The 18331-nt window shown below is 70.8% G+C and carries 18 protein-coding genes; 5 read left to right on the forward strand and 13 right to left on the reverse strand.

Translation table 11 applies throughout. From position 1 onward, the window contains the following. Positions 1-113 precede the first annotated feature (113 nt). A complete protein-coding gene (gene deoC, locus ACJJV7_RS10480; RefSeq protein WP_405375018.1) occupies positions 114-824 on the forward strand; it encodes a deoxyribose-phosphate aldolase in 711 nt (236 codons plus the stop codon). 6 nt (positions 825-830) lie between these two features. On the opposite strand, the gene ACJJV7_RS10485 is transcribed toward deoC, so the two are convergent. From ACJJV7_RS10485 to truB, 4 genes are read right to left on the reverse strand one after another with little or no spacing between them, the layout of a single operon-like run. Further along, positions 831-1796 (reverse strand): bifunctional riboflavin kinase/FAD synthetase, encoded by a 966-nt coding sequence (locus ACJJV7_RS10485; RefSeq protein WP_405375017.1) that lies wholly within the window; start codon positions 1794-1796, stop codon positions 831-833. Beyond that, positions 1793-2242 carry a hypothetical protein gene (locus ACJJV7_RS10490; protein ID WP_405375015.1) on the reverse strand — a complete coding sequence of 150 codons (450 nt, stop codon included), beginning with the start codon at positions 2240-2242 and terminating at the stop codon, positions 1793-1795. The genes ACJJV7_RS10485 and ACJJV7_RS10490 overlap by 4 nt, the downstream gene beginning before the upstream one ends. A 24-nt stretch (positions 2243-2266) precedes the next feature. After that, positions 2267-2635: a hypothetical protein gene (locus ACJJV7_RS10495; RefSeq protein WP_405375013.1), complete on the reverse strand. Its 369-nt coding sequence runs from the start codon at positions 2633-2635 to the stop codon at positions 2267-2269. Next, a complete protein-coding gene (truB, locus tag ACJJV7_RS10500) occupies positions 2632-3525 on the reverse strand; it encodes a tRNA pseudouridine(55) synthase TruB (protein WP_405375011.1) in 894 nt (297 codons plus the stop codon). The genes ACJJV7_RS10495 and truB overlap by 4 nt, the downstream gene beginning before the upstream one ends. A gap of 68 nt (positions 3526-3593) precedes the next feature. On the opposite strand from truB, the gene ACJJV7_RS10505 reads away from it, so the two are divergent. Further along, a complete protein-coding gene (locus ACJJV7_RS10505) occupies positions 3594-4460 on the forward strand; it encodes an A/G-specific adenine glycosylase (RefSeq protein ID WP_405375010.1) in 867 nt (288 codons plus the stop codon). Between the two features lie 6 nt (positions 4461-4466). On the opposite strand, the gene rbfA is transcribed toward ACJJV7_RS10505, so the two are convergent. The 4 genes from rbfA to nusA form a co-directional block, all read right to left on the reverse strand. Further along, complete coding sequence (gene rbfA / locus ACJJV7_RS10510; protein ID WP_405375008.1) at positions 4467-4901, reverse strand: 30S ribosome-binding factor RbfA; 435 nt, start codon at positions 4899-4901, stop codon at positions 4467-4469. A gap of 136 nt (positions 4902-5037) precedes the next feature. Further along, positions 5038-7803, reverse strand: coding sequence for a translation initiation factor IF-2 (gene infB / locus ACJJV7_RS10515; RefSeq protein ID WP_405375007.1), 2766 nt, complete (start codon positions 7801-7803; stop codon positions 5038-5040). A 93-nt stretch (positions 7804-7896) separates the two neighbouring features. After that, positions 7897-8163, reverse strand: coding sequence for a YlxR family protein (locus ACJJV7_RS10520; protein WP_405375005.1), 267 nt, complete (start codon positions 8161-8163; stop codon positions 7897-7899). 9 nt (positions 8164-8172) lie between these two features. Then, complete coding sequence (nusA, locus tag ACJJV7_RS10525) at positions 8173-9162, reverse strand: transcription termination factor NusA (protein ID WP_405375003.1); 990 nt, start codon at positions 9160-9162, stop codon at positions 8173-8175. 123 nt (positions 9163-9285) lie between these two features. On the opposite strand from nusA, the gene ACJJV7_RS10530 reads away from it, so the two are divergent. Continuing rightward, positions 9286-10086, forward strand: a complete 801-nt coding sequence (locus ACJJV7_RS10530; RefSeq protein WP_405375001.1) for a DUF1206 domain-containing protein — start codon at positions 9286-9288, stop codon at positions 10084-10086. 4 nt (positions 10087-10090) lie between these two features. Here ACJJV7_RS10530 and ACJJV7_RS10535 read toward each other — a convergent pair whose 3' ends face one another. From ACJJV7_RS10535 to ACJJV7_RS10555, 5 genes are all read right to left on the reverse strand, one after another. Beyond that, positions 10091-10927 (reverse strand): hypothetical protein, encoded by an 837-nt coding sequence (locus ACJJV7_RS10535; protein WP_405374999.1) that lies wholly within the window; start codon positions 10925-10927, stop codon positions 10091-10093. A 4-nt stretch (positions 10928-10931) separates the two neighbouring features. Next, a complete protein-coding gene (locus ACJJV7_RS10540) occupies positions 10932-12011 on the reverse strand; it encodes a TIGR00730 family Rossman fold protein (protein WP_405374998.1) in 1080 nt (359 codons plus the stop codon). Between the two features lie 85 nt (positions 12012-12096). Beyond that, positions 12097-13890 carry a proline--tRNA ligase gene (locus tag ACJJV7_RS10545; RefSeq protein WP_405374996.1) on the reverse strand — a complete coding sequence of 598 codons (1794 nt, stop codon included), beginning with the start codon at positions 13888-13890 and terminating at the stop codon, positions 12097-12099. A gap of 52 nt (positions 13891-13942) precedes the next feature. Next, positions 13943-14962, reverse strand: a complete 1020-nt coding sequence (locus ACJJV7_RS10550) for a hypothetical protein (protein WP_405374994.1) — start codon at positions 14960-14962, stop codon at positions 13943-13945. A 122-nt stretch (positions 14963-15084) separates the two neighbouring features. Further along, on the reverse strand, positions 15085-15975 hold the full coding sequence (locus ACJJV7_RS10555; protein ID WP_405374992.1) for a cation-transporting ATPase: 891 nt from the start codon (positions 15973-15975) through the stop codon (positions 15085-15087). A 102-nt stretch (positions 15976-16077) separates the two neighbouring features. Between ACJJV7_RS10555 and ACJJV7_RS10560 the strand changes: the two genes are divergently transcribed. Further along, on the forward strand, positions 16078-17511 hold the full coding sequence (locus ACJJV7_RS10560) for an RNB domain-containing ribonuclease (protein WP_405374991.1): 1434 nt from the start codon (positions 16078-16080) through the stop codon (positions 17509-17511). 48 nt (positions 17512-17559) lie between these two features. Beyond that, positions 17560-18270, forward strand: coding sequence for a GntR family transcriptional regulator (locus ACJJV7_RS10565; protein WP_405467852.1), 711 nt, complete (start codon positions 17560-17562; stop codon positions 18268-18270). Positions 18271-18331: the final 61 nt, after the last annotated feature.

Genomic DNA, 18331 nt, shown 5'->3' on the forward strand with positions numbered 1-18331 from the left:
TCCCGGCCGCAAGCACTCGCTTCAGCGAGCTGCGGCGACGCGACGGTCCCTTCCCTCCAGTCTAGCAACTCCCCCGCCCCGCCGAGAGCACACGCGACGCGTACGCTGGAAGCATGCCCACCGAACGCGACCTCGCCGCCACCATCGACCACGCGATCCTGAAGCCCGACTTCACCCGCGCCGACGTCGACGCCCAGCTCGTCATCGCCGCCGAATGGGGCGTCTTCAGCGTCTGCGTGCGCCCGAGCGACATCGCCTACGCCGTCTCGCGCCTCGCCGGCACCGGTGTCAAGGTCGGCACCGTCATCGGGTTCCCTCACGGCACGACCTCGACCGCGGCGAAGGTCGCCGAGACCCGTCAGGCACTGGCCGACGGCGCCGCCGAGGTCGACATGGTCGTGAACATCGGCGCTCTCCGCTCCGGGTTCGACGAGGTCGTGACCGAGGACATCCGCGCTGTCGTCGACGCGGCATCCGGTCACATCACCAAGGTCATCCTCGAGACCTCCCTCCTCGACGACGAGCAGATCGAGCGCGGCAGCCGCCTCACCGAGGCCGGCGGCGCGCACTTCGTGAAGACGTCGACCGGGTTCGCCGGTGGCGGCGCGACCGCCGAGCACGTCGCGCTCATGCGACGCACCGTCGGCGAGCACGTCGAGGTCAAGGCATCCGGCGGAGTCCGCAGCTACGACGACGCCATCGCGATGCTCGAGGCCGGCGCCACCCGCCTCGGCACGAGCGGCAGCGCCGTCATCCTCGGCGAAGCCCGCCGCATCGACGCCGGCGGATCGGCGACCGGCGCCGTCGACTCCGGATCCTACTGACCGGGCTCAGCGCCCGGCGCGGAGGGCGATGCGGGCAGCCTCGACGTCGCCGCGCATCGTCTCGATGAGGGCGTCGATCCCCTCGAACTTCACCATGCCGCGGATGCGGTGGGTCAGCTGCACCTGCACGGTGTGGCCGTAGAGGTCGAGGTCCGTCTCGTCGAGCACGTACGCCTCGACCTGACGCACCGGCACGTCGTCGAACGTCGGGTTCGTGCCGATAGAGATCGCCGCAGGATAGCGGGTCGCGGCGAACAGGCGATCGGCGCTCGACCCTTCGTCGACGAGCCAGCCCGCGTAGACGCCGTCGGCCGGGACGAACCCCTCCACATCGGCCGACAGGTTCGCCGTCGGATAGCCGAGTTCCCGCCCCCGCTTCACCCCGTGGACGATCTCGCCGCGCAGCGCATGCGGCCGGCCGAGGAGGCGGGCGGCATCTTCGACCTGACCTGCGGCGAGGAGTTCCCGGACCCACGTGGAGGAGACCCGGCGCCCGCCTCCCTGCACGTCGGAGACCACATCGACGGTGAATCCCGAGTCGAGTCCGAGCGATGCGAGCAACTGCGGGGTTCCAGCTCCGCCGCGTCCGAACCGGAAGTCGTCGCCCACCAGAACGCAGACGGCGTCGAGTGCGTCGACGAGGACGTGCTCCACGAACTCCTCCGGCGTGAGCGCGGCGAGCTCCGCATCGAAGCGGAGCACCAGCGTGGCGTCGACGCCGGCGTCGGCGAGAAGCGCGATCTTCTGCTCGATGCTGACGAGCGCCTCGGGGCACGACTCGGGGCGCAGGATGCTGAGCGGATTGCGGTCGAAGGTCACGGCCACCACGCGCGCGCCGGCGTCGGTCGCGGTGACGCGTGCCCGGTCGATGACGGCGCGGTGCCCGGAGTGCACACCGTCGAACTTGCCGATCGCGATGACGCTCGGGCCGAATCCGGCGGGGATGTCGGCGGGGTCGGTGAAGACCCTCATGCGGGTGCTCCCTCGGCAGCGGGCACCGCGACCCGGTGGGTGATGAGCCACCACAGTCCCAGGAACGGGAGCACCAGCGGGATGAACACGTATCCGATGCCGTATCCCGACCACACGGTGGGGTGGAAGAAGAGCTCGGGAAGGGTCACCGACAGGGTTCCGACGATCACGACGCCGACGAGCTCGAAGCCGATCGCGACCCAGGCGACGCGGTACCACGCGTCGGAGGCGCTGAAGACGAGAGCGAGCGTCGCGAGGATGTAGACGACGGCGGCCGCCGCCGAGAGCGTGTACGCGAGGGGCGCCTCGTCGAACTCCCGCACGATCTGCACGAACGAACGTCCGGTGGCCCCGATCGCCATGATCGCGTAGACGACGACGAGGACCCGGCCGATGCCGGTCATGCGGCGCGCGGGCGCCGCCGTGGTGGAGGTGAGCTCAGCCATGACACCTCAATCCTACGGTCGCGCTCAGACGACCTGGATCGTCCAGATGACGTGCATGCGCCACACCATGATGGCGATCGCGAACGATGCCACGCCCATGACGACCGTGCTCCACCGCCCGCGCTCGATGAGCGCCCAGGCCACGGCGGCGGGCGGGATCAGGACCGCCGAGACGAGGTAGACCCAGTACTCCAGCAGGTCGCCCGTGGGCGGATTGCCGGCGAGCGGCGAGACGATCGCGACGACCACCTGTGCGATCAGGAGGAGCAGGATGAGCGCCTGCGTGCCGACGGAGAGGTCGCTCGGGCGACGCCCCGCCAGCCCGAGAACCGTGCAGAGGAGTCCCGCAGCGCAGGCCACGACGATCTGCGTCACGGTGAACCAGAAGATCACGGCTGCTCCCCCGGCATGTTCATGAGGCTCTTGACGTCGGCTCCGCGGCGGCCGACGATGCCGACGAGGTCGCCCGCGGGATCGATGGCGGCGGGGGTCTCGCCGGCCAGTCGCGTCGCGGCGCCGACCAGGCGCTTGCCGTGCCGGAGGTCGCGCGCCTCCTCGGCGGTGACGGGGAACGCCCCCAGAACGGATGCCGCGACGTCGGCGGCCGCGCGGAGCGGGGCGTCGGGGGCGAGCTCGGTGACGGCGTCGGCGACCTCGAACGGACCGATGCGGGTGCGGCGGAGGGCGGTGAGATGGCCGCCGACCCCGAGGCCGGCGCCCAGATCACGGGCGAGCGCGCGGATGTACGTGCCGCTCGTGCAGTCGACGACGACGTCCACGTCGACCACGCCGGCGCCGCGGCGCACACCGAGGACGTCGAACCGCGAGACGGTGACGCTTCGGGCCTTGAGCTCGACCTCCTCGCCGGCGCGGGCGAGATCGTAGGCACGGCGGCCGCCGACCTTGATCGCCGACACCGTGCTCGGCACCTGCGAGATCGCCCCGGTCAGCACGGCGACGCCGTTCGCGATCGCCTCGTCGGTGACCGCGCCGGCATCCGTTCGCGTCGTCTCGACACCGTCGGCGTCGTCGGAGTCGGTGGCGACGCCGAGACGGATCGTCGCCTCGTAGGTCTTGTCGAGGCCCACGATGTAGGTGAGCAGCCGGGTCGACGGGCCGACCCCCAGCACGAGGAGGCCGGTCGCCATCGGGTCGAGCGTGCCGGCATGGCCGATCTTGCGGGTGTTCAGCGCACGGCGAGCCCGCGAGACGACGTCGTGACTCGTGATGCCCCCCGGCTTGTCCACGAGCAGGATGCCACTCGGATTCGGCGTCTGCTGCATGGGATCCAGCCTAGGCTCTGCCCGTCGGCGCTCCCGCTCGCCGGCGCCACCCGGCTTAGGCTGATGCGGTGCCCGACCTCGCTCCTCCGCTGATCTCATGGTTTCGGGCCAACGCACGCGACCTGCCGTGGCGAGCGGAGGGTTTCGGCGCCTGGGGCGTGCTCGTGAGCGAGTTCATGCTGCAGCAGACGCCCGTCGCGCGTGTGGTCCCCCGCCTCGCCGAGTGGCTCGAGCGCTGGCCCACCCCGGCCGCGCTCGCGGCGGCCCCGGCAGCGGATGCCGTGCGCCTCTGGGCCAACCTCGGCTACCCCCGCCGTGCGCTCTGGCTGCACCGGGCGGCGACCGAGATCCGCGACCGCCACGATGGCGTCGTGCCCCGGGGCGTCGACGCGCTCCTCGCGCTGACCGGCATCGGCGACTACACCGCGAGGGCCGTCGCCGTCTTCGCGTACGGCGACCGTCATCCCGTTGTCGACACGAACACCCGGCGCGTGCTGGCGCGGGCCGTGGACGGCCGGGCGCAGCCGGGACCACCCGCGAAGGCCGACCTGGCCGCGATGTCCGCGATCCTGCCGGCAGACCGTGCCGCGGCGGCGGTCGTGAACGCAGCCGCGATGGAGCTCGGGGCCGTCGTGTGCGTCGCCCGATCGCCGCGGTGCGACGCGTGCCCGATCGCGCACCTCTGCGCATGGCGCGCAGCAGGCTACCCCGACACGGGCGACACACGCCGAAAGCAGGCGCGCTACGAGGGCAGCGATCGTCAGGCGCGCGGCGCCGTCTTGAAGGTGCTGCGGGGTGCGACAGGGCACTCCGCCCCGTTCGACGAGGTCGTCGCAGACTGGCCCGACGGCCTGCAGCGCGCCCGCGCGATCGATTCGCTGATCGCCGACGGCCTGGTCGAGGTCACCGAGGGCCACCTGCACCTGCCGCGGTGAGCGGGCTCAGTCCTCGTCGTCGCCCTCGCGCGGCTTGAGGTACGGGTCCTCGTCGCCGGCGTAGGTGCCGGTCGCCGCGATGCCCGCGACCTTCGCGTCGCGCTCGCGTGCTTCGCGGAGGAGCTCCTCGATGTGGCCGGCGTTCTCGGGCAGGCCGTCGAGGATGAACTCGAGCGTCGGGGTGAGACGGATGCCGAGCTGTCGCCCGACCTCGCTGCGGAGGAGTCCGGTGGCAGCTGTGAGGGCCGCTGCCGAGTCGGCGCGCTCGGTGTCGTCGCCGTAGACGGTGTAGAACACCGATGCGTGCTGCAGATCACCGGTGACGCGGACGTCGGTGATCGTCACGAAACCGAGGCGCGGGTCGCGCAGCCCCTTCTCCAGACGCTCCGCAATGAGCACGCGGATGCGATCCGCCAGTCGAGCCTGTCGTTCGCCAGCCATGTCCTTCTCCTTCTCTACCCGGCCCACGATGGGGCAGACCGGAAAAACTGCGGAGGCGATGGATGCCGCCTCGATGACCGGAGCCTCAGTGGCCCGTCATCGTGGTGGCATCCATCGCCGACCGTGCAGACGCAGATCAGCCGCGCGGCTTCTCCACCATCTCCGTGGTCTCGATCTCGTCACCGATCTGGATGTCGTTGAACTTGCCGAGACCGATACCGGCCTCGAAGTCCGTACGCACCTCGGTGACGTCGTCCTTGAATCGACGCAGCGACTCGATGGCCAGGCCATCGGCCAGCACGACACCGTCTCGGATGACACGAGCCTTCGCGTTTCGCGTGATCGTGCCCGAGCGGACGATGACACCGGCGATGTTGCCGAACTTCGAGGAGCGGAACACCTCGCGGATCTCGGCGACACCGGACTGGATCTCTTCGTACTCCGGCTTCAGCATGCCCGTGAGGGACTGCTCGACGTCGTCGATCGCGTTGTAGATGACCGAGTAGAACCGGACGTCCACGCCCTCGCGGGAAGCGCGCTCGCGTGCCTTCGCATCGGGACGGACGTTGAAGCCGATGACGATCGCGTTGTCGATCGTCGCCAGGTTGATGTCCGACTCGGTGACCGCACCGACGCCGCGGTGGATGATCCGCAGCTGCACCGAATCGTCGACCTCGATCTTGAGGAGCGACTCCTCCAGCGCCTCGACGGCACCGGAGACGTCACCCTTGATGATGAGGTTGAGCGACTCGACCTTGCCCTCTTCGAGCGCACGGGTGAAGTCCTCGAGCGAGATGCGCTTGCGGGCCTTCGCCAGCTGGGCGTTGCGCTCGACGGCCTCACGCTTCTCAGCGATCTGGCGAGCCATGCGGTCTTCCTCGGTGACGATGAACACGTCGCCGGCGCGGGGCACGGAGTTGAGTCCCTGCACCTGCACGGGCCGCGAGGGGTAGGCCTCGTCGACGGCGTCGCCGTTCTCATCGATCATGGCGCGGACGCGGCCGTAGGCCGTGCCGGCGACGATCGCGTCACCGATGCGGAGCGTTCCGGACTGGATCAGCACCGTGGCGACCGAACCGCGGCCCTTGTCGAGCTTCGCTTCGATCGCGACACCACGGGCGGCCTTGTTCGGGTTCGCCGTGAGGTCGAGCCCTGCGTCGGCCGTGAGGAGCACAGCGTCGAGGAGATCCTGGATGCCGGTGTTCTGACGAGCCGAGACGTCGACGAACATGACGTCTCCGCCGTACTCCTCGGCGACGAGGCCGTATTCGGTGAGCTGCTGACGGACCTTGGCCGGGTTGGCGTCGGGCTTGTCGACCTTGTTCACCGCGACGACGATCGGCACGCCGGCGGCCTGGGCGTGGTTGAGCGCCTCGACCGTCTGCGGCATGATGCCGTCGTCGGCCGCGACCACGAGGATCGCGAGGTCGGTGACCTGAGCACCACGGGCACGCATGGCCGTGAAGGCCTCGTGACCGGGCGTGTCGATGAAGGTGATCGCACGTTCGATCTCTTCATGCTCGGTCCACACCTGGTAGGCACCGATGTGCTGGGTGATGCCGCCGGCTTCGCCCGCGACGACGTTGGTCTGACGGATCGCATCGAGCAGTCGCGTCTTACCGTGGTCGACGTGGCCCATGACGGTGACCACGGGAGGACGGATCTCGAGGTCATCCTCGCTCTCCGCCTCCAGCTCGGCCTCGAGGTCGAGACCGAAGCCCTCGAGGAGCTCCTTGTCTTCGTCCTCGGGCGAGACCATCTGGATCTTGTAGCCCAGCTCGGCGCCGAGGACCTCGAAGGTCGCCTCGTCGAGGGATTCGGTGGCTGTCGCCATCTCGCCCAGGTTGAAGAGGATTGTCACGAGGGTGCCGGGCTGCACGTTGTAGCCGCGGAGCGCCTCGAGCTTGTCGGCGAAGTCGGCGATCGATGCGCCACGACGGAGACGGATGATCTCGCCGTTGCCCTTCGAGACGTTGACGCCACCGACGACCGGTGCCGACCGCATCTCGAATTCCTGCCGCTTCGCACGACGCGACTTACGCTGCTTCGACTTGCCGCCGCCCTTGCCGAAGGCACCTGCGGTGCCACCGCCGGGTCCACGACCACGGCCACCGCCGCCACCGGGGCGACCGGCGAAACCGCCGGCCGGTGCGCCGGGACGAGCAGCACCGAAACCACCGGCACCGCCGGGACGACCGGGACCGCCGGGACGCTGCTGGAACGGGGCGCCGGGGCGACCTGCACCGCCGGGACGTCCTGCACCGCCGGGACGCGGAGCGCCCGGACGCGGGGCGCCGGGTCGCGGCGCCTGCGGACGCGGGATGTTGCCGGGGCTCGGACGCTGGCCCATGCCCTGAGCCGAGGCGAACGGGTTGTTGCCCGGACGAGGGCCGGCGGGACGCTGTCCCATGCCCTGAGCCGACGCGAACGGGTTGTTGCCCGGACGCGCGCCACCCGGACGGGGAGGCTGCGAGGCCGGCTTGCCGGGCGTGGGCGCGCCACCGCTCTTGGGCTCCTCGGCAGCAGCCGGGGCCGAAGGGGCGGGGGTCTCCGCCGGAGCCGCGGGCGCAGCCGGGGCGGGCGCCGCCGGAGCAGCCGGTGCGGGCGCGGCCGGCTCAGCCGCCGCCGGAGCGGGGGCTGCCGGGGCCGGAGCTGCAGGCGCGGGGGCCGCAGGCTTGGGCGCGCCGGGGCGCGGAGCCTGCGAGGCGGGCTTGGCGGGCGCGGCGGCAGGTGCCTTCACGCCTTCAGCTTCGAGCGCAGCCCGAAGCTTGCGAGCCACGGGGGGCTCGATGGTGGATGAGGGGCTCTTGACGAATTCGCCGAGCTCCTTCAGCTTCGCGAGGGCGACTTTGCTGTCGACGCCGAGCTCGGAAGCGATCTCGTGCACGCGTGGTTTTGCCACAATTCTCCTGTCTGGGGGCCCACCCCGGACAGGGCGGACCGTCATTGGCGGACGGGTCTCATTTCGAGCCGTTCACTTTGTGTCCATAGCCGTTCAGCCGTTTCGCTGGTGGGTCTTGTGAGGGGTATGCGCCTCGAGCGTTGCCGTCTCCAGCACGCCGGGCACTCGTAGTGCGCGTCCGAATGCGCGTCTCCGCAGGGCGGTGGTCACGCAGGTGTCCGTGTCATGCACCCACGCACCCCGACCGGGAAGGACTGCCGTCTCGTCGAGGACGAGGACGCCATCCTGCGCCACGACGCGAAGCATCGAGGACCGGGGGGCACGCGCGCGGCATCCCACGCACGTTCGAACAGGTTCCATCCTACCGCGTCAGGACTCGTCGAGAATGCTGTCGGGCTGAATGTCGATCTTCGCTCCGGTCAGCTTCGCCGCCAGGCGCGCATTCTGTCCTTCTTTCCCGATCGCCAGCGACAGCTGGTAGTCGGGAACGAGGGCCCGGACCGCTTTGGTCGCCTGGTCGAGCACGAAGCTCGAGGTGACCTTGGCGGGCGAGAGGGCGTTGGCGACGAACTTCGCGAGCGTCTCGTCGTAGTCGACGATGTCGATCTTCTCGCCGCTGAGCTCCTCCGTGACGGCGCGGACACGGCGGCCGAGCTCGCCGATGCAGGCGCCCTTCGCGTTGATCGCGGAATCGTTCGCCTTCACGGCCATCTTCGTGCGGTGCCCGGCCTCTCGGGCCAGCGAGACGATCTCCACGACACCCGAGGCGATCTCGGGCACTTCGAGCGCGAACAGCTTGCGCACGAGACCGGGGTGGGTGCGGGAGACGGTGATCTGCGGGCCCTTCATGCCCTTCGACACCGATGTGACGTAGACGCGCAGACGCGATCCGTGCGTGTACTTCTCGCCCGGCACCTGCTCCTCGGGAGGCAGGATGGCCTCGATCGTGCCGAGGTCGACATGGACCATGCGAGGGTTCGGGCCCTGCTGCACCACGCCGGCGACGATGTCGCCTTCCTTGCCCTTGAACTCGCCGAGCACGGCGTCGTCGGCGATGTCGCGGAGGCGCTGGCTGATGACCTGCTTAGCGGCGAAGGCGGCGATGCGGCCGAAGTCGTCGGGGGTCGACTCCTCCTCGCCGATGACGGCGCCCTCGTCATCGCGCATCGGGATGTATACGGCCACGTGACCGGACTTCCGGTCGAGGTGTGCGCGCGCACCGTCGGGAAGCTCGCCGTCAGGAGACGTGTGCTTCGCGTATGCCGTCAGGATGGCCTGCTCGATGATCCGGATCAGTTCTTCGAGCGGAATCTCCCGCTCGCGTTCGACAGTCCGCAGCAGTCCCATGTCGATGTCCATGAGCGCCTCCTTTTTCAGTTGATGTTCGCGTCGCCGCCGGGAGACGGAGCAGCAGAGCTCCGCCGGACGGCATCCCATCAACGTTACCCGATCGGACGATGCCAGACCTGGGAAGATCGAGGGATGACCGACTCCGCAGAAGACACCGCGCGCTCCGTGGAGCGCTCCCCCGCCGCTCGGGGCTTGGCCCGAGGGGGGTACGCGGCGAACGGCGTCGTCCACGTGCTCTTCGGGGTGATCGTCATCGGGATCGCGTTCGGCGGCAGTGGGCAGTCCGATCAGGCGGGCGCCTTCACGACCCTCCTCCAGGCTCCGCTGGGACTCGTCGGAGTGTGGGTGATCGCGATCCTCCTCGGCGCGCTCGGCCTGTGGCACGTGCTGCAGGCGGCGCTCGAACGCAGCACGGACGCCGCCGGATGGGGGCGCCGGGTCTCCTCCGCAGGGCAGGCGGCCGTGTACCTCTGCCTCGCCGGTATCGCCGTCACCGTCGCCCTCGGTGCGCGGCCCAACAGCGACCGCAGCGCTCAGGAGGCCACTCGCGGCCTCCTCGACACGCCCGGCGGTGTGTTCGTCCTGGCCGCGGCCGGGCTCGGACTCGCGATCGGCGGGGTCATCTTCGCCTCGATCGGCGTGAGGCGATCGTTCGACAAGAAGGTGCGGATCCCCCGCGGCCCGGCAGGGCTTGCGGTGACCGTGACCGGCATCATCGGCTACCTCGGCAAGGGTGTGTCGGTCACCATCGTGGGAATCCTGCTGCTCGTCGCCGCCGTCAGGCAGGAATCGGCTGCCGCGGGCGGCTTCGACGCCGCGATCGAGGCGCTCCTCGAGCAACCGTTCGGGCCGTACCTGGTCTTCCTCGTCGGCTTCGGCGTGCTCGTCTACGGAGGGTTCTGCTTCCTCCGCGCGCGCTACGCGAAGCTCTGACGCCTCACCCGCCGAAGTCGCACCACTGCGACACCCAGGTCAGCAGGGCCGCCTTCGTCGCGGCATCCGTCGCGAGATCGATGCTCCCGCGCTCCCCGTCCACCTCGACATCGATCGCGAACACCGTGCCGCGCTTGTCCTCCTGCACCACGTGAGGATCGCATCGCTGCGGCACGAGAGGCACCACCACCTCGAACGGCCCGGTCGCCGTCGCGATGTCGAGCGGATGGCTCAGGTCGCCCTCGCCGAACTGAAGCAGAGGCGTCGACTGCACGCTCCGCAACCGGACCCCGTCGGAGCGCGTGCGGCCCTCGAGGGTGAGGGATGCAGGCTCCCCCGGAGCCGACGGGACGAAGTCCCGCCAGCGCAGCGTGACGGCGTCGGCGACGCGCTCCGCGCGGCACTCGCGTTCGTGCAGGCGCGCCAGGAAGCCGAGGGAGTCGCGGACGACCATCGTCTGGATCTCTCCGCCGGCGAAGCGGAGTTCGAGGCGCGTGTCGCCGCCTCCCACGCCGCAGGCGACGGGAGGGAGCCGGACCGGCAGGTCGACCGACTCGCCGGCGGGAAGAGTGGGCGCGTCTCCTTCGATCGACGCGGCGAGCCGTCCGTCCTCGATACGGATGCCGATCAGTTCCAGGTCGGATCCGGAGTCGTTGACGATCCTCAGCTGCGCCCGACGATCCGGCTCGTCGGAGCGCTGCTGGTGCAGCCACGCGTCGACGCCCGTCGGCGGCGTACCGACGGGCGTCGACGCGGCGGAGCCGAATCCGGCGGCGCAGCCGGTGAGCAGGGCGGCCAGGATCACGGACGCCGGCAGCCCGCACGCTCGCCGCATCGACATCGGGTCAGCGCTGGTCGCGGGGCTCGTCGGGAGGCGTCGCGGCGGGTGCGGAGTCGAGTTCGTTGACCGCACGGATCAGGTGATGGAGCTCCCCCACCCGGAAGCGATCGAACTCCATCATCAGCCGAGGCTTGTCGAGGCGGTCCTGGTCCTGGCGCTCACGCCGCAACGGCGAGGTGCGCTCGATCCGGCCACCCGTGAGGAGGTGCGAGAAGCGGCGTCCGAGATCGGCGACCTCTGCGTCCGTGGGCTCCGCGCACAGTCGCAGGACCAGGCGCGAGCCGATCCAGCGCAGCGAGTCGTAGTTGCGCCAGAAGCCGGTGATCGCCGCCGACGCCGCCTCGACCGAATCGGTGATCAGCACACGGTCGAGGTCATCACGCGAGATGACGCCGGAGGGGATCAGCTGCTCGTCGGCGAAGCGCTGCAGGCCCTGCCAGAAGGTCCCGCCGGGGGCATCGAGCAGCACGATCGGGGTCGGTTCGGCCTTGCCTGTCTGCTGGAGGGTGAAGAGTTCGAACAGCTCGTCGAGGGTGCCGAAGCCGCCCGGAACACAGACGAAACCGCGGGACTCCTTGACGAGCATCAGCTTCCGGGTGAAGAAGTACTTCATCGCGACGACGCGCTCCGCTTCGGCGATGACCGCGTTCGGCTTCTCCTCGAAGGGCAGCCGGATCGACACTCCGAGCGAGTTGTCGGGCCCGGCCCCCTCGGCCGCGGCCTGCATGATCCCCGGCCCTGCCCCGGTGACGACCATCCAGCCCCGCTCGGCGAGCGCCGCGGCGACATCGGCCGCCGCACGGTACAGCGGGTCGTGGGGCTGCGTGCGCGCCGACCCGAAGATCGTCACTTTGGGCGATGAGCGATACGGCGCGAACAGGGAGAACGCCGATCTCATCTCCGACAGCGCGGCCGACGCGATCTTCAGGTCGAGGCGATCGGTGTCGTCGAGCCCGAGCCCCACCCCCGTCACGAGGATGCGGGCGATCAGGTCGGCGTTCGCCTCGATGCCCGCGCCGGTCAGGAGATCGCGGATGGCATCGGTGACGTCACCATCGATGGACGGGGAAGAGCTCGGCGACATCTCCCCAGGCTGTCACGATCCGGCATCCGATGGGTGAACGATCCGCAGTGATCGGATGTCGATCACTGCGGTCGCACCCGAGACGTCAGGAGACCAGCGCGGCGACGGCCTCCGTCGCGGCGATCGCGGTGCGCTCACCCGTGCGGCGGTCCCACAGCTCGACCTGCCCGTCGGCAGCGCCACGCCCGACGATCACGATGTGGGGCACGCCCACGAGCTCGGCGTCGCCGAACTTCACACCGGGCGAGACCTTGGGGCGATCATCGAGCAGCACGTCCTTGCCCGCGGCCTCGAGATCGGCGGCGAGCTTCTCGGCGAGCTCGAACGCGAGGGCGTCGCGTCCGGTCGCGACGACGTGGACGTCGAACGGCGCGATGGACTCGGGCCAGATGAGACCCTTGTCGTCGTTGTTGAGCTCGGCGAGGATCGCCAGGATGCGGGTGACGCCGATGCCGTACGAGCCCATCGTGACGGTGACGAGCTTGCCGTTCTCATCGAGGACCTTGAGCCCCAGCTTCTCCGCGAAGAAGCGGCCGAGCTGGAAGACGTGACCGATCTCCATCCCGCGGGCCAGCTCGACCGGGCCCGACCCGTCAGGGGCCGGGTCGCCGGCGCGCACCGTGGCGACGTCGATGACGCCGTCGGCCGTGAAGTCGCGTCCGTGCACCAGGGAGTGCACGTGCTTCTCCGAGATGTTCGCGCCCGTGATCCAGGCGGTCCCGTCGACGACCCGCGGGTCGACGAGGTAGCGGATGCCGGTCGCGGACTCCTCGCCCAGCACGGCACCGCCCTCGGCCCACGGCCCGATGTATCCCTTGACGAGTCCGCGGTTCTTCGCGAAATCGGCATCCGTCGCCGCCTCGACCGCAGCGGGCGCGAAGGCGACCTCGACGCGCTTGTCGTCGACGTCGCGGTCACCGGGCAGCCCGACGACGACGAGTTCTCGCGTGCCATCGAGGTGGGTCAGCGCCAGGACGACGTTCTTCAGCGTGTGGGCGGCCGTCCAGGCATCCGCACCGTCTGTGGCGGGCCCGGCCACCCCGGATGCCGGGGCATCGAGGTGAGCGTTGGCGTGGGCGACCAGCGTCTCGATCGTGGGCGTGTTCGGGGAGTCGAACACCACCGGTGCTCCCTGCGCGATGGGGAGGACTGCGGGCACCTCGGTCACGAACGCCTCGACGTTGGCGGCGTACCCGCCGTCGCTCCGGACGAAGGTGTCCTCACCGACGGCGATCGGGTGGAGGAACTCCTCGCTGCGGGCACCGCCCATGAGGCCGTTGTCGGCCGCCACGATGACGTATTCGAGCCCCAAGCGCGTGAAGATCCGCTCGTACGCGTCGCGCTGCGCCTGGTACGAGACGTCCTGACCCGCGTCGGTGTAGTCGAAGGAGTACGCGTCCTTCATCGTGAACTCGCGGCCGCGCAGCAGACCGGCGCGCGGCCGGGCCTCGTCGCGATACTTGTCCTGGATCTGGAAGATCGTGAGCGGGAGGTCCTTGTACGAGGAGTACAGGTCCTTCACGAGGAGGGTGAACATCTCCTCGTGGGTCGGCGCCAGCAGGTAGTCGGCGCCCTTGCGGTCCTGCAGACGGAAGATCCCGTCTCCGTAGCTGGTCCAACGGCCCGACTGCTCGTAGGGATCACGCGGCAGGAGCGCGGGGAAGTGCACCTCGAACGCACCCGACGCGGCCATCTCCTCGCGGACGATCGCCTCGAGCTTCGCCTTGACCCGGAGGCCGAGCGGGAGCCAGGTGAAGATGCCCGGTGCTGCGCGCCTGATGTAACCGGCGCGCACGAGCAGGCGATGGCTGGTGACCTCGGCGTCGGCCGGGTCTTCGCGGAGCGTGCGGAGGAAGTATGTCGAGAGACGGGTGACCACGAGGGTCAAGTCTAGATCCCGCGATCCCGGCCGCGTGGCGGCATCCCCTCGCTCACCGGGTCAGGACGGCTGAGCCGGCCTCTCTGACAGCTTCCGCGGGGATGCCGCGGCCCGATACCTGGATCAGCTCCCCCTCGCTCTGGATGAGGAGCGTCGTGAAGGCGTCTGTCCGGAGTTCGCGCGCCGCCGCGTCGCCGATCTGCACCGAGGAGCCGCCGACACGGTCGGCTTCGCGATCCCAGGCGTCCGCGCCGGCGGGAGCGATGAGCACGCCGATTTCCCGGAAGTCCTCCAGCTCAGACCAGTCGCACTGGCGGACCAGATCGAGGTCGACGGCGACGCGACGGTCAAACGCCCCCGGTCCCTCCTCGATCCGCGACGTCGACACCTCATCGGAGTCGAGCAGCCGGGCAGGTCGCACGACCTGCCCGAGGGCGTCGCACGTCTCCGCGGACCAGTCCGTCGCGACCGGCGCGACGCGGTCGGCCTCGCTCACCGAGGCCGCGGCGGCGCTCAGAAGCTCGCCGAGCACGTCGGGCACGCCGCCCGGGTCTTCCACGAGGTCGAGAAGGACGGCGACCCAGAGCCCGTCCACCACCGTCGTGGCAGTGCACTCGACGGTGTCGTACACCTGCTCACATTCCGGCGCTCCATCGGACAGCGCGGCGGCGCGCTCCGCGGGAAGCGCGAGGATTCTTCCCGTGACGGTGGACGACGAGAAGGCGCAGTCGACGCCGCCCGCCGCCTCGAACCCCACATGCCACAGCTCGACCGGCTCCTGAGCCTCCGCGGCGCCCGTGACCTCGGCCAGGTCGCCCGACGCGAGGAGGTCGTCGCACCCGATGGACACGCCGGAGAGGACGGCGTCGGACGGCGACGGCGACGGCGACGGCGACGGCGACGGCGACGGTGCAGTGGCGGTGGCGGTGGCGGTGGGCTCGGAGGCGGCCGGTGTCGGCGCCGGTTCCGCTGTCGGCGTGCAGCCCGTCAGCATGGCGACCAGTGCCGCCGCGCCCCACCATCCGGCTTTCCGTGAACGGACCGACCCGAAACCATCCCCCGTGATGCTCATGCGCCCAGGCTAGGCGATTCGCAGACGGACGCGAAGGCAGGCGAGGCGTGTCGCTCGAGGGTGTCCCGGCTGTTCCCGGCCGCGACGGCGGGCGGATCGCGGCGGCATCCCTCTGTCGGAGCTCAGCGGTCGAAGAAGCCGCCCAGACCGAAGCCGCCGAGGTTCTCCCCGAACCCCGACACCTGCTCGCCGAGGCCGGAGACGTGCTCGCCGAGACCCGACACGGCCTCCCCGGCGAACCCCTCGACGTCGACGCCCTGCGCGATGGCGTCGAGGTCGACGCCCTGCGCGAGCCCTTCGAAGTCGACGCCCATCGCGGCGGCGTTCTCGAGGACCGCACCGCCGACGGCCGTGAGGATCGCGCCGCCCGCGACGGCGCCGAGGATGCCCGCTCCGGCGCCCAGGGCGAGACCGCCCGCAAGGCGGCCTCCGCCGCCGGAGCCGCCCCGACCGCTCGCACGCGCCAGGAGGCCCTTCAGCATGCCGGGCCGCGCGGCCTCGGACCGCGCCGCCGCCCGTGCGAGATCGGCAGGATCAGCCGAGCGCGGCTGCTCGTTCGGAGGGAGCTCCGACCGCATCCGCGACTGCAGATGCGCCCGCTGCTCCGGCGTCAGCCGCGCGAACGCGTCGCGGTGGATCTGCTCGACCTGGTGCGGATCGGCCGTCTGCAGGAGGTAGTCGTACCGCGCAATGGCCTGCCGGTCCGCTGCGGAGAGCGGCGCACCGCCTGCGGGCGGGACGGAGCTGCCAGGAGCGGCCGGGGGCGCGTAGCCTCCCGGAGCAGCCGGAGGCGTGTACCGACTGGCGGGAGGCGGGGTGTACCCGGCGGGGGCGGGAGGCGCCGGGCGGTCGGACGTCGCCGCGTTCCGACCATCGCCTGAGACCGCGTTCATCGCCGAACGGGCGACCGAACGCCAGTCCGTCGAGCCGCCGGTCGGTGCGTTCGACCGGGACGACCCCGAGCTGTCGAGTGCCTTGGACGCCATGCCGATGAGTCGTGAAAGCTTTCCCATGTGCTGACGGTAGCGAGGCCGATTATGGAGGCGCTGAGCAGCGTCGAGGAGCCGGCCGTGTGCACCTCGGGCCATGGGGGTGTCGACACCTACACTGGCGGCGTGGCCCACCGACGTGCACGGCTCCTCGCCGACATCCCCGCCGACCTGACCGCCGCGCTGTCGGCGCTGCGCGACGAGCTGGATCTTCCGCAGGATTTCCCGCCCGATGTGCTCGCGGAAGCGGAGCGTGCCGCCCGTGAGGTGCCCGTCGATCCGGATGCCGCCGGACTCGCCGATCTGCGTGGCATCCCGTTCCTCACCATCGACCCCGCCGGATCGACGGATCTCGATCAAGCGGTCCACCTGGCGCGCACGGCGTCGGGTGCGACGCTGCACTACGCGATCGCCGATGTCCCGGCGTTCGTCTCGCCGGGCGGCTCGGTGGCCGCCGAAGCCTGGCAGCGCGGGCAGACGATCTACGCTCCCGACGGACGGATCCCCCTGCATCCGGCCGTTCTCAGCGAGGATGCCGCCTCACTCCTTCCCGACCGTGATCGCCGGGCCTACGTCTGGCGCTTCGACCTCGACGACGGAGCCCGCCCGACCTCCGTCACGCTCGTCCGCGCGGTGATCCGGTCACGCGCGCAGTGGACGTACGTCGACGCGCAGCAGGCGATCGACGGCGGACGCGCCCCGGAGACGCTGACCGCCCTCGTCTGGTTCGGCGACGAACGCGCCCGCCGAGAGAGCGAGCGGGGCGGCGCCAGCCTCAATCTGCCCGAGACGCGCATCGTCTCGACAGCGCGCGGGTACGACCTGGAGGTCGACGAGGGCGTCCCCCTCGAGGATGCCAACGCCCAGGTGTCGCTCCTCACCGGGATGGCGGCGGCGGACATCATGCTGCGGGGACGCATCGGCATCCTCCGGACCATGCCGCCGGCCTCGCCGGACGACCTGGAGACCTTCCGGGCGGAGACCGTGGCGCTCGGGCTGCCGTGGGCGCCCGGAGTCGCGTACGGCGACTATCTGCGGGATCTTCCTCGCTCCGGCGCGGGAAGAGCCGTGCGGGAGCAGGCCGCCGCGCTTTTCCGCGGGGCGGGCTACGCCGCCTTCGACGGCTCCATTCCCGACTCGCCCGAGCAGGCCGCGATCGCGGCACCCTACGCGCACACCACCGCTCCCCTCCGTCGCCTCGTCGACCGGTGGGTCCTCGTCATCTGCGACGCCCTCGCGAACGACAGACCCGTACCCGAGTGGGCGCGCGCCACCCTGAGCGACGTGCCCGCCGCGATGGCGCGCTCCTCCGCAGTGGCGCGGCGGATGGATGCCGGAAGCATCGACCGCGTCGAGGCCGCCCTCCTGGCGGGCCGGGAGGGGGAGGAGTTCGAGGGGATCGTGCTGCGCCGCCGGGGTGACGGGGCGCGGATCGCACTGACTTCTCCCCCGGTCGAAGCGACGGTCGACGGGGCTGTTCCCGCGCCGGGCGAGCCGGTCCAGGTGCGCCTGGAATCCGTCGACATCGGTCGCGGAGAGACGCTCTTCACTATGGTCTGACGGGCCCGCGGGTTGACGGACGGGCCGTGACCGTGTGCAATATATTGCATGCCGGTCCCCTCAACGACAGTTCCCCCGCGCTCGCTGCTGAGAGACGACGTGTTCGCTCGCGTGCGCGACGCCATCGTCGACGGGACCTTCGCCCCCGGCGAGCAACTGCGCGACGCCGAGATCGCCGACTGGCTCGGCGTCAGCCGAACGCCGGTCCGGGAAGCACTCCTCTCGCTCGCGCGCTCGGGCCTCGTGCAGGCATCCCCGGGTCGGTCCACCGTCGTCGCGCCGATCGATGCGGAGGAGGTCCGCCACGCGGTCGCCGTCGTCGCCGCGATGCACCGGGTCGCCGTCATGGAGGCGACCCCGCACCTCACCACGGCGGACCTGGAGCAGATGCGGGAGGCGAACGACGCCTTCCGTGTCGCCCACGATGCGGGCGACACCGCCGCCACCCACGTGGCCGATCGCGCCTTCCACGCTGTTCCCGTAGGCCGGGCCGGCAGCGACGCGGTGCGCACCGTCCTGGCCCTGTACGCGCCTGTCCTCCAACGCGCCGAGCGGCTGCGCTTCGCATCACACGATGCGGATGCCTCCGCAGACCGTCACGACGAGCTCATCCGACGGTGCGCCGCCGGCGACCGTGTCGGTGCCGGCGCGGTGGCTGAACGCATCTGGCTCGATCTGCTCGCCGGCCCCGGCCCCCTGCCCCTCCCGACCCCCCTGGAGACCCCAGGATCCTCGACCAGTTCCCCCGCCACCCGCTGACGTTCGGGCCCAGCCCCGTGCACCACCTTGCGCGGCTCAGTCAGCACCTCGGCGGCGCCCA

The organism is Microbacterium sp. Ld4 (assembly GCF_045066555.1).
Taxonomy (GTDB): Bacteria; Actinomycetota; Actinomycetes; order Actinomycetales; family Microbacteriaceae; genus Microbacterium.

Excerpts from the sequence above, each read along its gene's own strand:
- ACJJV7_RS10530 (WP_405375001.1), top strand. The coding sequence starts at position 9,286 with ATGACCGACTCCGCAGAAGACACCGCGCGCTCCGTGGAGCGCTCCCCC.
- ACJJV7_RS10565 (WP_405467852.1), top strand. The coding sequence starts at position 17,560 with ATGCCGGTCCCCTCAACGACAGTTCCCCCGCGCTCGCTGCTGAGAGAC.
- nusA (WP_405375003.1), bottom strand. The coding sequence starts at position 9,162 with ATGGACATCGACATGGGACTGCTGCGGACTGTCGAACGCGAGCGGGAG.
- ACJJV7_RS10555 (WP_405374992.1), bottom strand. The coding sequence starts at position 15,975 with ATGGGAAAGCTTTCACGACTCATCGGCATGGCGTCCAAGGCACTCGAC.
- ACJJV7_RS10540 (WP_405374998.1), bottom strand. The coding sequence starts at position 12,011 with ATGTCGCCGAGCTCTTCCCCGTCCATCGATGGTGACGTCACCGATGCC.
- truB (WP_405375011.1), bottom strand. The coding sequence starts at position 3,525 with ATGCAGCAGACGCCGAATCCGAGTGGCATCCTGCTCGTGGACAAGCCG.
- ACJJV7_RS10490 (WP_405375015.1), bottom strand. The coding sequence starts at position 2,242 with ATGGCTGAGCTCACCTCCACCACGGCGGCGCCCGCGCGCCGCATGACC.
- ACJJV7_RS10535 (WP_405374999.1), bottom strand. The coding sequence starts at position 10,927 with ATGTCGATGCGGCGAGCGTGCGGGCTGCCGGCGTCCGTGATCCTGGCC.
- ACJJV7_RS10485 (WP_405375017.1), bottom strand. The coding sequence starts at position 1,796 with ATGAGGGTCTTCACCGACCCCGCCGACATCCCCGCCGGATTCGGCCCG.
- rbfA (WP_405375008.1), bottom strand. The coding sequence starts at position 4,901 with ATGGCTGGCGAACGACAGGCTCGACTGGCGGATCGCATCCGCGTGCTC.
- ACJJV7_RS10550 (WP_405374994.1), bottom strand. The coding sequence starts at position 14,962 with ATGAGCATCACGGGGGATGGTTTCGGGTCGGTCCGTTCACGGAAAGCC.
- deoC (WP_405375018.1), top strand. The coding sequence starts at position 114 with ATGCCCACCGAACGCGACCTCGCCGCCACCATCGACCACGCGATCCTG.
- ACJJV7_RS10520 (WP_405375005.1), bottom strand. The coding sequence starts at position 8,163 with ATGGAACCTGTTCGAACGTGCGTGGGATGCCGCGCGCGTGCCCCCCGG.